We start from the raw sequence: 13,020 nt of genomic DNA, 5'->3' as shown, positions 1-13,020 counted from the left end.
ATGCAAAGGATCACGATAATCGTGCTGTTTGGGCTGCTTTCTTCGGGCGCTAACGCATTAGGGCTGCTTGATGCCTGGGAATTGGCTCTGCGTAACGATGCACAATTTCGTGCAGCGGGTTTTGAACGCGTGGCAGGACTGGAAGAGGAGACGATCGGGCGTGCCAATTTGCTCCCCAATCTCCAGTATGGATATAGCGCGAATCGCAGCCATTCTAAAGTCACCCAAACGGATAGTTTTACCGCTAACACGCTAAAACGTGATTACAACAGCTACACATCAACGCTATCGCTGCGCCAGCCACTGCTGGATTATGCGGCCTGGGCACGTTATCAACAGGGTGTTGCTCGTACGTTGATGGCCGATCAGCGTTTTCGCGATCGCAGTCAGGATCTGATGGTGCGGCTATATAAAGCCTGGAGCAGTGCGCTGCTGGCGCAGGAAAAACTGCAATTGCTCGATGCGCAGCAGCGGGCCTATCAGGAACAGTTGACTCTGAATAAACGTCTTCTGTTGGCAGGCGAAGGGACGCTAACGGATGTGCGGGAAACGGAAGCGCGTTTTACGCTGATTGAAGCGCAGCGCATTGAGCAGCAGGATAATCTGGATTCTGCGATCACCGATCTGGAGAATATGACGGGCACGGCGCTGGATATTACAGAGCTGTATCCTCTGATGCTTACACAACTTCCGTCTACGGAATCAGTCAAGCAAACGCTGGCACAGTGGCGCGATCTTGCGGTGCAGCACAATGCTAAACTGGCGACGCAGCGTGAGGGGTTGGCGGTTAGCCGCTATGAAATCGAACGCAGCCGCGCTGGGCATTTACCCACGCTGTCACTGGTGGCATCGTCGCGTAATAGCCGTTCCGAGAGCGAATATAACTACAACCAAAAATACGACACACAAAGCGTCGGTTTACAGTTAAATGTCCCGCTTTATTCCGGTGGCTCCGTTTCTGCATCCATGCGGCAGGCGGCGGCGGAATACCAGCAAAGTCAGGCTGAGCTGGACGATCAAACCAAGCAAACGCTGGCGGAATTGAAAAAATACTACAACTTGTACAGTAACGGATCGGCGAAAATTAAGGCCTGGCAAATGACGGCCTCGTCGGCGCAAGAAGCCGTCAAAGCAACACGGTTGAGTGTTGCGGGTGGAGAACGTATTAATCTGGATATTTTGCTAGCCGAGCAAGACTGGTACAACGCCCGACGAGAGCTGGCAGAAGCGAAATATAGCTGGTTGCAGGCATGGCTCTTACTGCGCTATACGGCTGGTACGCTGAATGAGAAAGATATTCTGGAACTGGCGGCCTGGTTTCAGCCTGCTGGCCAGCCCTCATTTTAAATAGTTCAATTCTGTAGGATATTGCGCTTCAGTCATACTTAAACTCCTTTAAAATCATCAAATCTCACTGTTTTGCATAATAGCCTCCATTCTTATCAGGAGGCTTTATCGTGAAAAAAATCAAAAAACCGCGTCTTACCGGCTGGATTGTGACATCGGCTTGTCTCTTTGCTGTTATCGGGCTGATCTCACCACAACAGCTTCCCGTCACTGTCTATAAGCTCTCGCTTATCTCACTCGCGGCCGTATTAGGCTATTGGCTGGATCGTTCTCTGTTTCCTAAAGCGCGCCCCGGTTTATTCCTTGAACAAGGTGATGAACCTGTGCCGCGTGGACGTTTTCCTGTTCGGGACGGTCACCACACGGTATTTGCCGCAGCAATGTTACGACGAGCGCTGATTGTGTCAGCTGTTTGCATCGGCGTAGCGATGGGGCTGTGATATGCGACATATTCTTATCACGCTGCTTTTTAGCCCCATGCTTTTTAGCGCTACGGTCTTTGCAGACACCATCCCTCGTGCCGCTCAGGCGTACCGCAGTGATGTGATTCGTAGCGCACGGCTGGATTGGGGGATGAATGCCCCGATTGCTGATTTTGCGGCACAGTTGCATCAGGAAAGCGGCTGGAATCCACGGGCAGTCTCGCCCGTCGGGGCTCAGGGGTTGGCGCAGTTTATGCCGACAACAGCCGACTGGTTCAGCGGTATTGTTCCTGAGCTTCGAGCCAATCAGCCGTTTAACCCCGCTTGGGCTATCCGTGCGCTGACGGGTTACGATCGCTGGTTATGGACGCGAATCAGCGCCCGTAACGACTGTGAACGCATGGCAATGACTTTATCGTCCTACAACGGCGGACTTGGCTGGTTACAACGTGATAAGCAACGTGCGAAGCTCGCCGACAAAGACATACTTCGCTGGTTCGACCATGTGGAAACCGTCAATGCTGGACGCAGCACCGCCAACTGGCGAGAGAACCGCCATTATCCCGATCGCATCTTGCATCAACTGGCACCACGTTACTTGGGCTGGGGGAGGGCGAGCTGTGTGGAATAGTCTGTTTATTACTAGCCTGAAATCCTTTCTTTCGCCGCGTGTAGTCGCTGTCCTGCTTACCGTTGTGCTGCTACTTGTAGTCTATTTAACCGGCCGTAATCAGGGTTACCAATTGGCGCAGGCACTGGGGGAGGCTGCGTCAGCAAAGCAGTTGGCTGCATTCAATTTGCTACAGCAACAGCAGGCCGAAACCCAAAATCAGCTATTACGTGCGGCGGCGGAGCAATACCAACAGCAGGTTGAGCGTGGGAATCAACTCGAACAGCGCTATGTGGCAGCGCGTCAAAAACTGGCGGCAGATAACGCCGCTCTGCAAAGGAAAATCGACCATGTTACTCAGCAATACATTGACGAAAAAGGCAAGGTTCAGCCTGTGCAGTGCGTGTTTACTCGTGGCTTCGTGCAGTACTACAACGCCGCTTTCGGTTTGTCCGCCGATGGTGCCTCAGACATTACCACCTTTGCCCGCCACGCTGGCACAGCGCCCGGTTTCAGCGCAACCGCTGATGCCGAATTACAGCCTTCAGGTGTCTCCCAGCGCGATATCCTCGCCAACATCAGCGACAACGGAGAGCGCTATCAGGCGCTGAGTGCGCAGGTTAATGCGCTGCTGGATTACATCGAAGCATTACAACAGGCAAGGGAGGTAACACGTGAAGATTGAAGTAGAGTTTTGGTCGCTGGTCGGCCTGCTGCTGTCGTTTATGAGCTTCTTGTTTGCCGCCGGGCGGATTCTACTCACCCAGATTGAAAAGCGGCTGAACGAGCGTTTTGCCGCCCTGGAAAATGCACGACAGAAGAGCGAACAGGGGTGGACGCGACTGGAACGTGAGTTTCTGGAGTTTCGCGCCGATTTACCGCTGATTTATGTGCGACGTGAGGATTACATCCGTGGTCAGACGGTAATAGAAGCCAAACTGGATGCACTTTATAACAAACTGGAGTTAGTGCAACAGCGGTATTCGGGAGGACATCATGGCTGATTCGCAGTGTATCCGACAGGAATCGATGCGTTGGCATTTGCTCATTGCATTAAATAAAACACGTCCTTATACCGCGAATGAAATGTTTTTATTGGCCGTGATGCAACGGCTGTATGCCGATGCTTCTGAACCGGAACTGCGTCAGGCTTTGGATTATCTGGCCGATCGCAAGATGGCGGTGTTGACCAAACAGGTGGAGGGGGTCTGGCTGGCGAATCTCACCCGCCTGGGAGTGGACGTTGTCGAATATGCGGTTGACTGCATGGTTGGCATCGCCCGGCCGGAAAAATACTGGGATCGATAACTCGTAACGTTGGTTTCTCCCCTGCATTCTCTCTTTAGCAGTGTCGTCATACTCCTCTGCGCCAACACGATTGTGTTGGCGTTTTTTTTATCAAAATAATTTTTATATTTCATTGGATTAGACGTTTTTTATCAATAAATCATATCGCTGTTTTTTTCTAAAACAGATTAAAAGCCGCAGCCAGTCATTACCCGGATACTAGCGCCATCAAAGCAGTACGCCATCAATACAGCGGGTGAACGGATATGAATACCAAACCAATTATCGATGCGGTGATAGCCCGCCTCCAGCAGTACTTACCTGCACGGCGGATCGCCTCCTGTCCAGAAAATATTCTGATCAGTCCAGATCTCCTGACACCTGGCGATGTGCTGGTGGGATATCGCGGATCCGAATTTTCTGCACCAGAAGATGTGGATTCTCCGGTTCAGACGCAGCGACCTCAGTTGATGGTTGCCGTGCTGCTGGCGGAACTGGATGGCGAAGACGGCGTGTTGGCCACGCTCGATACGATTCGTCAGGCGCTGGGAGGATACCGACTGCCTGATTGTCATCGCGGTATCCGGTTAGTGCGCGACCGCTACGTTGGTTACACCGAAGGTCGTTGGCATTACGCCATCGATTGCACCACTGAAACCCTTTTTATCGAAGACCGCGAGCAGACGGATGGTCCGCTGCTTACCACGGTTAATTATGAGGAGAAAGACGCATGAAATACCGCTATACCGGCCCCGCCAGCGGCGTCACGTTGGCAGATGGTCAAGAAATTCTGCTTTGGCCTGCTCAGGTGACTGAGCTGCCAGCAGATCATGAGTACGTGAAAACGCTGATCGCGCTGGGCTATTTGCTGCCCGTCGCAGGTCAGAGTCTGGCTGATAGCGCAACGGAGGTGACCCTTGGCCGCTAATTATTTACACGGTGTAGAAACGATTGAAGTTGAAACCGGTGCTCGTCCGGTGAAGACCGTCAAATCTGCGGTAATTGGGTTGATTGGTACAGCACCACAGGGTGCGGTAAATGACGTTACGCTGTGCCTGTCCGAAAAAGACGCGGCGCAGTTTGGTAGCCAGTTCGGTGGCTATACCATCCCACAGGCGCTGGATGCGATTTACGATCATGGTGCAGGTACAGTTCTGGTGATCAACGTGCTGGATCCGGCGAAGCACAAATCTTCTGTGAGCGCGGAAAAAGTCACGTTTGATAAAGCGACCAGTACGGCGCAACTGGCTAACCGCGTGATCGCCAAACTGGTGCTGACGGCGGCAGAAGGCGGCGAGCCGTTTGTGGAAGGTCAGGATTATACGCTGGATGCGCAAACCGGCGTCCTGAAAAACCTGGGTAAAAACATTGATGTCTCCGCAGTGGTCAGCGCGTCTTATGAGTTTGCTGATGTGACGAAAGTGACTGCCGCCGACATCATCGGCAGCATCAACGCCGCGGGCAAGCGTACCGGTATGAAGCTGCTGAACGATACCTATAACCTGTACGGCTTCTTCGCCAAGATTCTGATTTCTCCAGTGTTCTGTACGCAAAACAGCGTAACGACTGAACTGATCTCGCTGGCAGACAAACTGGGCGCTATTGCCTATATCGATGCGCCAATCGGTACTACCTTTGCGCAGGCGCTGAGCGGCCGTGGCCCGGAAGGCACGATCAATTTCAACACCAGCTCCGAGCGCGCTCGTTTGTGCTACCCGCACGTAAAAGTGTATGACGCGGAAACTAACAGTGAACGTCTGGAACCGCTGTCGGCGCGAGCCGCTGGCTTGCGTGCCAAAGTCGATCTGGAGAAAGGTTTCTGGTGGTCGTCATCTAATCAGGAAATCAAAGGGATCACCGGCGTAGAACGCCAGTTGTCCGCGATGATCGACGATCCGCAGAGTGAAGTGAACCTGCTGAACGAGCAAGGCATCAGCACCATCTTCAACAGCTACGGTTCCGGCCTGCGTCTGTGGGGCAACCGCACCGCGGCCTGGCCAACCGTAACGCACATGAAGAACTTCGAAAACGTGCGTCGTACTGGCGATGTGATTAACGAGTCTATCCGCTATTTCAGCCAGCAGTATATCGATATGCCGATCAACCAGGCGCTGATCGATGCGCTGGTGGAGTCCGTCAACGCCTACGGTCGCAAGCTGATAGGTGACGGCGCACTGCTGGGCTTCAAATGCTGGTTTGATGCTGCACGTAATGAGCAAACCGAACTGGCGGCAGGGCACCTGTTGCTTAACTACAAATTCACTCCGCCGCCACCGCTTGAGCGTCTGACCTTTGAGACGGAGATCACCTCGGAATACCTGGTAACGCTGGAGGGCACTAACTGATGGCCGGGAAAATTGAAGTAAACCGTATTACCAACGCCAACATCTACATCAACGGCACCAACCTGTTGGGGCGTGCCCAGGAAATCAAACTGCCTGATGTCTCCATGATTATGCAGGAGCACAAGGCGCTGGGTATGGTCGGCAAGATCGAACTGCCTGCGGGCTTCGACAAGCTGGAAGGCGAGATCAAATGGAACTCCTTCTACCGCGAAGCGATGCTGGCAGCAGCGAATCCGTACCAGTCGCTGGCGCTACAGTGTCGCTCCAGCGTGGAACGCTATGGTTCTCAAGGCCGTATCGAAGAAGTGCCGCTGGTGACGTACATGACCATCATGTTCAAAAAGAATCCGCTGGGCACGTTCAAGCAGCACGAAAACCCGGATTTCAGCAGTGCATTCAACTGCACCTACATCAAGCAGGTGATGAACGGTGAAGACCTGCTGGAGCTGGATTATATGTCCAACATCTTCATGGTGGGCGGCGTGGATCAACTGAACAGTTACCGCGCCAATATCGGCGGTTAATTTATCTTTCAAGCCCGCCAGTGTGGTGGGCATTTCTATCAATAAGTGAGGTGACTATGTCAGCAAAAGTATTTGATATTATTGACTTGGAAAATAATATTCATTTCCAGTGCCGTGAGGATGTCTACATTTTGGATGCAGGAGAAGAGGCGGGCTTCGATTTGCCGTATTCCAGTCGTGCTGGTGCGGATGGGTCATCTGCAGCGCGTCTGATTTCTGGTCAGGTAGATCAGACCGATGGATCATTTTTAAGTGATGAACAGAAAGCGGCTGGATTCTTTCTGACCGATACGTCTTACCCTCTGAGCAACTGCGTTGTTCGCTTCTATGCAGAAGAAGAGCTGCGTTAATTCTTACTCAGCGAACAAGGGGCTTCGGCCCCTTTTTTACACCCACCAGTTTCGTTTTCTAATTCACTTTAAAATCGTTATTCCTCGCCGCACGCGATACTGCTCCCGACATTTACTAAGGAGCCGTTATGCATACTGAAACCTATTCTCTGCAATTCCCTTACACCACCTCTGCCGGCCAACGAGTGGACTCCATTTCACTCAAGCGTCTGAAAGTCAAAGACATCAAAGCGGTGAAAAAAATCAGCGATGATCCAAGCAACTGGGATGACGCACTGCTGTCGCGCATGACCGGTCTGGTGCCGGAAGACATCGATGAGATGGACGCGCAGGACTACATGGCGCTGCAAAAACGATTTCAACAGTTACTTGGGTTGGATAACGCAGCCAGCGCTGCTGTGGAAAGCGCAAGCTCTGCTGGCGAGGTGGTTTCGCTTTCAGCCGAGTGAGATTGATTCACTGGAACTGGACGACTTTGAACGCTGGCTGGATGAGGCCAGTGAGCAGATAAAACGTGAGAACGGTGAGGAAGACTGATTACTGACAGGATTAATTAGGCCACCATCTATCCTACCCCGGCCAGCGACAGGACGCTGGCCGTTTTGCTCCCTCACCACCTGTCTCTTCTCTCGCTTATCACCCGTCCTTCCTCGTCTTATCCCCGGTTTGTGATGGGGAAATCAAACGGGAGCGGCGCGAGCCGCCGTCTCCGATCCGCCCCGCAAGGGGCTTTTCTGAATGAGAGTGAACCGTGGATATGCTTTTAAACGGTGTCATGCTGGGCAGGGCGTTTGGCGCCACGCTGGATGACACAAAAAAATCGCTGCTGTCACTTAATGATAGCCTCCAACAGGCGCAAGAGCGGCAGCGGCAGTTTAATCAGTCGCTTGAACGTTTTGGCATCATCAGCTCGCAGGCGATATCGCGCAGCACACAGGCGACGTCACGGCTGAGCCAGTCGCTACGTGAACTAGAAACCAATCAGGAACGGCTGGCGCGTAGCCAGTCACGTCAGGAAATACTACACAGCCGTCGCGATGAACTCGCTGGTGATTTTCAGGCTAAGCGTGAGCAGTTTAGTTCTGTCATGAAGCCGATAGTGGCGTCAGTCACACGTTATGCGTCATTTGAGGCGCAGTTACGCAGCATCAGCGTTGCTCATGGGATATCGAGCGAGCAAGAAAAATTGATGGGGCAGCGCCTGCGTCAATCTTCTCAACAGGTGAACCAAACGCCGGATGCGTTGCTCGGGAGTACCAGACAGTTGCTTGCGCAAGGCATGTCGCCAGATCAGGCAACAGACGTTGCTGCGGTGCTGGGAAAAACGTCAACGGCCTCTGGCGCGGCGATGTCCGATCTCACTGCACTTTCGGCCACGTTGGATGGTGTGTTTAACCTGAAAGGTGTGAAAGCGCTGGAGGAATCCTTCTCCCGCATGCTGTCAGGCACGAAACAGGGGTTCTCCATGGCGTCGATGACGCAATACGCGACTGCGCTGGCTCCAGGATTTGCGGCGATGGGGGAGACGGGCAATCAGGCGTTAAGTCAATTGGTTTCCAGCCTGAGCGCCACGAAAGGTGCGGATACGGAAGCGAACACGGCTGCGCGGCTGGGGAGTTTCATGAATGCTGTGGGGCGAACGGACATTGCCGACAGTTACTACAATGCGGGCGTAGATTATAACGCATCACTCAAAAGCTATATGAAAGGTGGGTATTCACAGTACGACGCTGCGGTTCAGATTAGTAACGAACTTATCGACAGCAAAGGCAGTCAATTCCAGCAACTGTGGGATAAAGCCAGTAAAGCGGGCAACGTAGACGCACAGCAAAGTTTAATGCAGCGCTACGGGCTGCAGGAGGTATTCCGTACGCCGGAAGCGGTAAATCATGCGATGTCGATGAAACAGAACTGGCAGAGCTATCAATCTAACCAGCAGGTGATGAATAGCCCGGCTGCCACGCAAACGCTGGGTCTAGACTTTGCCCGACAAAATGACACGCTGACCGCGCGTTGGAATCGAATGACAACGTCGCTGCTGAATATTGCGCTCAATGTAGGCGAAGCACTGACGCCGGTATTGGTTTCTCTGAGCGATGCACTGATCCCTATTCTGGATCAACTGGTGACATGGACGGCAGCGAACCCTGAATTGGTTCGCGGAATTGTGATGGCCGTTGCCGGTTTCTTCGCGTTCAGAATGGTATTGAGCGGTGCAAAACTGGGGATTACCACATTGCTATCGCCTTTGCAGAGCGTTTGGAGCGGAATTTTACAGCTTCAACGTGGCTGGCTGCTGTTTAATGCAGGATTAAGAACGACAGGGGTATTGCAAGGTGTTGGGGCTGCTCTGAACTGGCTGGTAGGCGGAGCCGGAACATTAGCACGTATGTTTGGCGGCGTATTACGCAGTGGTTTGATGATGGCAGGTCGAGCCGTATTAGTGCTGGGGCGTTTGCTGCTGACAACACCAGTTGGTTGGATAATTACCGCGATTGTGGGGGTAGTTGCTTTGATTTACTACTATTTTGACCCAATCGCTGCATTTTTCAAAGATCTCGGTTCAAAAATTGGCAATGCTTTCGATGCGGGTCTGGAAGCACTCAATAATGCGGTATCCGGTGGTGTAGTGGGTATTACCGCTTTACTGCTCGATTGGTCACCCTACGGCGTGCTGTATTCCATCTTCGCTGATACCGTCAGCGAATTAGGCATTCAGCTTCCCGGCAGTCTAAGTGAGCTCGGTGGCGTGATTATTGACTCCTTGGTTAAGGGGCTGGTCAGTTACTTCCCCGAGCTAAAAAGTGTCCTGAAAACGATCGACGAATTTATTCCCGATAGCGTTAAAGACTTTCTGGGTATCGGCTCGAAAACGGTATCTATCGACGCTAACGGTCAATCTGTGGCTGCCAGTGTTATAAATCCGCCAGCTCTGCAACCCACGCCGGTATCTGTGCTATCGCTACAACCAACACCTCGTATTGAGTCATCTAAGACTGATGGCTCAGTGCCAACCCCGCAAGAACGTATTGCAATGACGCTTCCTGCTGGCGGAACGAAAAGCAAGCTCACTAGTGCGGCTTCTCCCGAGCGTGTTCAGGTTGCCTTCTCTCCCACCATTTATCTCAACGGTCAGAAGGCCGCGCCAACGCCCGAAATGACGAAGACGCTGACGCTTAGCATGAATGAACTGGAAAATATGTTGAACAAGCTGCTCGTTCAGCGTGAGCGCAGGGGGTACGCCTGATGTTTGCAGTATTAGGAAATATTGAATTTAAAGTGACCGCCTACTGGGACGGTTTTAATACCTCATTCGGGGCAGATTACGCCGAGCATAGCCGCATTGAAGGTAAACCCGGTCTGCAATTCATCGGCGCGAAGCTGGATGAAATTCGTATTAGCTTGGTGTTCCACAAGCAGTACTGCACGCCGGATACGGAGTTGAAGCGGTTGAATGAGGCGATGCGGGCGCATCAGGCGATGGCGTTGGTCTTTGGTAATGGGGATTATCGCGGCTGGTTTGTGATTACCGCATTGACCTCGACCAGCCAACATACCGACTCGAAAGGCAACGTATTGGCCATGAATGCGGAGCTGACGTTGCGCGAATATATTGGCGATCCGAAGAATCCGCTTAAACCGCCTGCGATACAGACACCTGTGCCCAACGTCAGCGCGATCACCAAGGTGGTCGATAAGGTAAGTGACTTTGCGACTTCGTTACGTACGGCCGTCACGTATGCCAAGAAGGCACAATCGGCCTTTAAGGCGGTGAAAACCACCGTTCAGATTGTAAAACGGATGAAGAAAAATCCCGAAACTGCGCTGTTGCAAATTCCTGGGCTACTTACGCAAGTCGGGAATGTATTGACCCCGTTAAGCGAGGTGGAGCCGGCGTTTAAAAAAGCAGCGGAAGCCATTTCTGATGCAGCCGTTCAGGCAGAGAAGATGATGCCTGAAATTACAGCAGTCAATAAAGCAGCGAATGAAATGCTGAAACAGGTCAAGCAAGTTGCCACCTTGTTGCAGGGTGTCGACAGCAAAAACGTTATCGAGAAGCTGGAAGCCATCAGTAAACATGTTGATGCCGCTAGCGACACGTTTAAAGGCGCTGAACCTGCGCTAAGCAAACTGACGGCGGAAATCGTGAAGAGGGTTAAACAATATGCACCTTGAACATATCACCACACAGGGCGAACGCTGGGATACCTTATCCTATCGGTATTACGGCGATCCGCTCGGTTATCCGCGTATCATTGCCGCGAACCCGCATGTCCCTATTGTGCCACTGTTGCCATCAGGCCTGGTGATGCTGATTCCGATTATTGAACAGGCAGAGGCCAACAGCGCGGAGGACACCCCACCATGGCTGCGTTAACGGAAGAATTAACCTTGCTCTCTCCTGCGGTGTCGGAAGTGCTGCAACCAGCGTTCACCCTGTGGTATCAGCAAAAAGACATCACCAATGATATCGCGCCGTATGTCACCAGCGTAACGTATACCGACAGCATCAAGAATGAATCGGATTCAATTGAGATCCGGCTCGATGATACCGATGGTCGCTGGATAGATAAGTGGTATCCCGGTACGGGTGACACGCTGTCGCTCAAGCTAGGCTATCTCGGCGAAATGCTGTTTGACTGCGGTACGTTCTCAATTGATGAGATTGAGGTGAGTGCACCGCCTAGCCAAGTGATGATTTGTGGTGTGGCTACATCGGTTAATCGAGCGCTGCGAACCAAATCAAATCGCGGTTTTGAAGAAACAACGTTAGCCGCTATTGCGACGCGCATCGCGAAAAAGCATCAGTTGATGTTGGTGGGGACGATTCAGATCATCAAAATCGATCGTGTGACACAATATGCGGAAACCGATGTCGCGTTTCTAAAGCGGCTTGCCAGCGAATATGGCTATGCCGTGAAAGTGGTCAACGACCAACTGATTTTTTCCCATCTGGCAACGCTGCGTAGTCTGGCACCTGTTAGACAAATTAAGCCAACGGACGTTGCGCGTTTTTCACTGCGCGACACGATCAGCCATGTCTACAAAAAGGCTAAGACGAAATATCAGAAAGGGAGTGAAAAAAAACTGATGGTTTATGAAGCCGATGGGGGAGTGAAAAACGAAATGAAGTCGGCTGGTGTGGCGACCAGTGCGGATACGTTGAAAGTTAACGCGCGCGCGGCGGATGCCTCTGGCGCGAGGATGAAAACGGATGCCGCGTTGGATGCGCACAACGAAAAACAACAATCAGGGTCGATGACGCTGATGGGCAGCCCGCAGTTGGCGGCGGGCAATAAAATAGAGCTGGTGACGTTCGGCCAACTTTCCGGCCAGTGGCTGATCGAATCGGCTCGACACGTTCTGGAGCGTGGTAGTGGCTACACGACAGAGATTGGTGTCACGCGTGGGCCGATTACGGCGGGCAAGCGCAAGTCGGACAGCGGAAAAACACTGGTGACTTATCACCCGGATGGCAGTTCAACAACGCGGACGGTCAAGAGTAAAAAGGAGGTGCTTCCATGAGTTTATCTCGTCGAATTGGCACGATAAGCGCGGTGGATGAGGTTCGCGTGATGGTGCGCGTTCGTCTACCAGAGTGTGACAATCTGCGTACGGCCTGGCTGCCGGTATTACAGCGCAATACACAGAATAATAAGGATTACTGGTTGCCGGATATTGGCGAACAGGTCGAAGTTCTGCTGGACGGCAACGGCGAGGATGGCCTGGTGCTAGGGGCGATTTACTCCGCTGCTGATGTGCCAACGCTGGCAGATAAGGACAAAAGGGCGGTAACGTTCGCTGACGGTGCGCATATTGAATACGATCGCCGAACGCATACGTTAACGATCAACGGAGGTGTGCAGCATATTGCGATTAGCAGCGGTACTGACGTGGTGGTTAATGCTCCGCGTGTCACTATCAATGCACCAGAGACGACGGTGACTGGCAAACTTCTGGTGCAAGGTCAACTCACCTACGAGAGCGGGATGTCCGGTTCCGGCGGTGCCGGTTTCAGCGGTGATGTTAGCGTTTCTGGCAACGTTAGCGCCAGCGGTAGTGTCATGGACGCTGGTGGCAATTCCAATCACCACTCGCACTAACGCTTTCTCTAAACCGATTTAATATTCCTTC

18 protein-coding genes are annotated in these 13,020 nt (G+C 52.5%); all 18 read left to right on the top strand.

Features of this window, described 5'->3' with window-relative positions:
* Window positions 1-1,347, top strand: coding sequence for a TolC family outer membrane protein (locus CLR69_RS07790; protein WP_129713178.1), 1,347 nt, complete (start codon window positions 1-3; stop codon window positions 1,345-1,347).
* Window positions 1,348-1,457: 110 nt separating this feature from the next.
* Window positions 1,458-1,787 carry a putative holin gene (locus tag CLR69_RS07785; protein WP_129704204.1) on the top strand — a complete coding sequence of 110 codons (330 nt, stop codon included), beginning with the start codon at window positions 1,458-1,460 and terminating at the stop codon, window positions 1,785-1,787.
* Between the two features lies 1 nt (window position 1,788).
* On the top strand, window positions 1,789-2,400 hold the full coding sequence (locus CLR69_RS07780) for a transglycosylase SLT domain-containing protein (RefSeq protein ID WP_129704206.1): 612 nt from the start codon (window positions 1,789-1,791) through the stop codon (window positions 2,398-2,400).
* On the top strand, window positions 2,390-3,064 hold the full coding sequence (locus tag CLR69_RS07775; RefSeq protein WP_129713177.1) for a hypothetical protein: 675 nt from the start codon (window positions 2,390-2,392) through the stop codon (window positions 3,062-3,064). Before CLR69_RS07780 ends, CLR69_RS07775 begins: the two co-directional genes overlap by 11 nt.
* Window positions 3,054-3,383: a hypothetical protein gene (locus CLR69_RS07770; RefSeq protein WP_011094312.1), complete on the top strand. Its 330-nt coding sequence runs from the start codon at window positions 3,054-3,056 to the stop codon at window positions 3,381-3,383. Before CLR69_RS07775 ends, CLR69_RS07770 begins: the two co-directional genes overlap by 11 nt.
* Window positions 3,376-3,687, top strand: a complete 312-nt coding sequence (locus tag CLR69_RS07765; RefSeq protein ID WP_129704210.1) for a hypothetical protein — start codon at window positions 3,376-3,378, stop codon at window positions 3,685-3,687. The genes CLR69_RS07770 and CLR69_RS07765 overlap by 8 nt, the downstream gene beginning before the upstream one ends.
* Before the next feature lie 245 nt (window positions 3,688-3,932).
* A complete protein-coding gene (locus CLR69_RS07760) occupies window positions 3,933-4,400 on the top strand; it encodes a Gp37 family protein (protein WP_129713176.1) in 468 nt (155 codons plus the stop codon).
* On the top strand, window positions 4,397-4,594 hold the full coding sequence (locus CLR69_RS07755; RefSeq protein WP_129704214.1) for a hypothetical protein: 198 nt from the start codon (window positions 4,397-4,399) through the stop codon (window positions 4,592-4,594). Before CLR69_RS07760 ends, CLR69_RS07755 begins: the two co-directional genes overlap by 4 nt.
* Window positions 4,584-6,011 carry a phage tail sheath subtilisin-like domain-containing protein gene (locus CLR69_RS07750; protein WP_129704216.1) on the top strand — a complete coding sequence of 476 codons (1,428 nt, stop codon included), beginning with the start codon at window positions 4,584-4,586 and terminating at the stop codon, window positions 6,009-6,011. Before CLR69_RS07755 ends, CLR69_RS07750 begins: the two co-directional genes overlap by 11 nt.
* Window positions 6,011-6,535 carry a phage major tail tube protein gene (locus CLR69_RS07745; RefSeq protein WP_005972713.1) on the top strand — a complete coding sequence of 175 codons (525 nt, stop codon included), beginning with the start codon at window positions 6,011-6,013 and terminating at the stop codon, window positions 6,533-6,535. The genes CLR69_RS07750 and CLR69_RS07745 overlap by 1 nt, the downstream gene beginning before the upstream one ends.
* A gap of 56 nt (window positions 6,536-6,591) precedes the next feature.
* On the top strand, window positions 6,592-6,885 hold the full coding sequence (locus CLR69_RS07740; protein WP_129713175.1) for a 2Fe-2S iron-sulfur cluster-binding protein: 294 nt from the start codon (window positions 6,592-6,594) through the stop codon (window positions 6,883-6,885).
* A gap of 128 nt (window positions 6,886-7,013) precedes the next feature.
* On the top strand, window positions 7,014-7,334 hold the full coding sequence (locus CLR69_RS07735; RefSeq protein ID WP_129713174.1) for a phage tail assembly protein: 321 nt from the start codon (window positions 7,014-7,016) through the stop codon (window positions 7,332-7,334).
* Entirely contained in the window at window positions 7,279-7,422 is a 144-nt protein-coding gene (locus CLR69_RS23355; RefSeq protein ID WP_129713373.1) for a GpE family phage tail protein, read from the top strand. Before CLR69_RS07735 ends, CLR69_RS23355 begins: the two co-directional genes overlap by 56 nt.
* Before the next feature lie 220 nt (window positions 7,423-7,642).
* Window positions 7,643-10,132, top strand: coding sequence for a phage tail tape measure protein (locus tag CLR69_RS07725; RefSeq protein ID WP_129713372.1), 2,490 nt, complete (start codon window positions 7,643-7,645; stop codon window positions 10,130-10,132).
* Window positions 10,132-11,061 (top strand): phage tail protein, encoded by a 930-nt coding sequence (locus CLR69_RS07720; protein WP_129713173.1) that lies wholly within the window; start codon window positions 10,132-10,134, stop codon window positions 11,059-11,061. The genes CLR69_RS07725 and CLR69_RS07720 overlap by 1 nt, the downstream gene beginning before the upstream one ends.
* The gene (locus CLR69_RS07715; RefSeq protein ID WP_129704224.1) at window positions 11,051-11,263 is read left to right on the top strand and encodes a tail protein X; all 213 of its coding nucleotides are present in this window, start codon (window positions 11,051-11,053) and stop codon (window positions 11,261-11,263) included. Before CLR69_RS07720 ends, CLR69_RS07715 begins: the two co-directional genes overlap by 11 nt.
* Window positions 11,251-12,411, top strand: coding sequence for a phage late control D family protein (locus tag CLR69_RS07710; RefSeq protein WP_129713172.1), 1,161 nt, complete (start codon window positions 11,251-11,253; stop codon window positions 12,409-12,411). The genes CLR69_RS07715 and CLR69_RS07710 overlap by 13 nt, the downstream gene beginning before the upstream one ends.
* The gene (locus CLR69_RS07705; protein ID WP_129713171.1) at window positions 12,408-12,989 is read left to right on the top strand and encodes a phage baseplate assembly protein V; all 582 of its coding nucleotides are present in this window, start codon (window positions 12,408-12,410) and stop codon (window positions 12,987-12,989) included. Before CLR69_RS07710 ends, CLR69_RS07705 begins: the two co-directional genes overlap by 4 nt.
* Window positions 12,990-13,020 lie beyond the last annotated feature (31 nt).

Source organism: Pectobacterium zantedeschiae, from assembly GCF_004137795.1.
GTDB lineage: Bacteria > Pseudomonadota > Gammaproteobacteria > Enterobacterales > Enterobacteriaceae > Pectobacterium > Pectobacterium zantedeschiae.
The sequence above is the reverse complement of the archived record's forward strand: the minus strand, read 5'-3'. Positions and strand labels throughout refer to the sequence as shown.

Excerpts from the sequence above, each read along its gene's own strand:
- CLR69_RS07720 (WP_129713173.1), top strand. The coding sequence starts at position 10,132 with ATGTTTGCAGTATTAGGAAATATTGAATTTAAAGTGACCGCCTACTGG.
- CLR69_RS07745 (WP_005972713.1), top strand. The coding sequence starts at position 6,011 with ATGGCCGGGAAAATTGAAGTAAACCGTATTACCAACGCCAACATCTAC.
- CLR69_RS07715 (WP_129704224.1), top strand. The coding sequence starts at position 11,051 with ATGCACCTTGAACATATCACCACACAGGGCGAACGCTGGGATACCTTA.
- CLR69_RS07740 (WP_129713175.1), top strand. The coding sequence starts at position 6,592 with ATGTCAGCAAAAGTATTTGATATTATTGACTTGGAAAATAATATTCAT.
- CLR69_RS07755 (WP_129704214.1), top strand. The coding sequence starts at position 4,397 with ATGAAATACCGCTATACCGGCCCCGCCAGCGGCGTCACGTTGGCAGAT.
- CLR69_RS07765 (WP_129704210.1), top strand. The coding sequence starts at position 3,376 with ATGGCTGATTCGCAGTGTATCCGACAGGAATCGATGCGTTGGCATTTG.
- CLR69_RS07735 (WP_129713174.1), top strand. The coding sequence starts at position 7,014 with ATGCATACTGAAACCTATTCTCTGCAATTCCCTTACACCACCTCTGCC.
- CLR69_RS07780 (WP_129704206.1), top strand. The coding sequence starts at position 1,789 with ATGCGACATATTCTTATCACGCTGCTTTTTAGCCCCATGCTTTTTAGC.
- CLR69_RS07760 (WP_129713176.1), top strand. The coding sequence starts at position 3,933 with ATGAATACCAAACCAATTATCGATGCGGTGATAGCCCGCCTCCAGCAG.
- CLR69_RS07705 (WP_129713171.1), top strand. The coding sequence starts at position 12,408 with ATGAGTTTATCTCGTCGAATTGGCACGATAAGCGCGGTGGATGAGGTT.
- CLR69_RS07790 (WP_129713178.1), top strand. The coding sequence starts at position 1 with ATGCAAAGGATCACGATAATCGTGCTGTTTGGGCTGCTTTCTTCGGGC.
- CLR69_RS07710 (WP_129713172.1), top strand. The coding sequence starts at position 11,251 with ATGGCTGCGTTAACGGAAGAATTAACCTTGCTCTCTCCTGCGGTGTCG.
- CLR69_RS07725 (WP_129713372.1), top strand. The coding sequence starts at position 7,643 with ATGCTTTTAAACGGTGTCATGCTGGGCAGGGCGTTTGGCGCCACGCTG.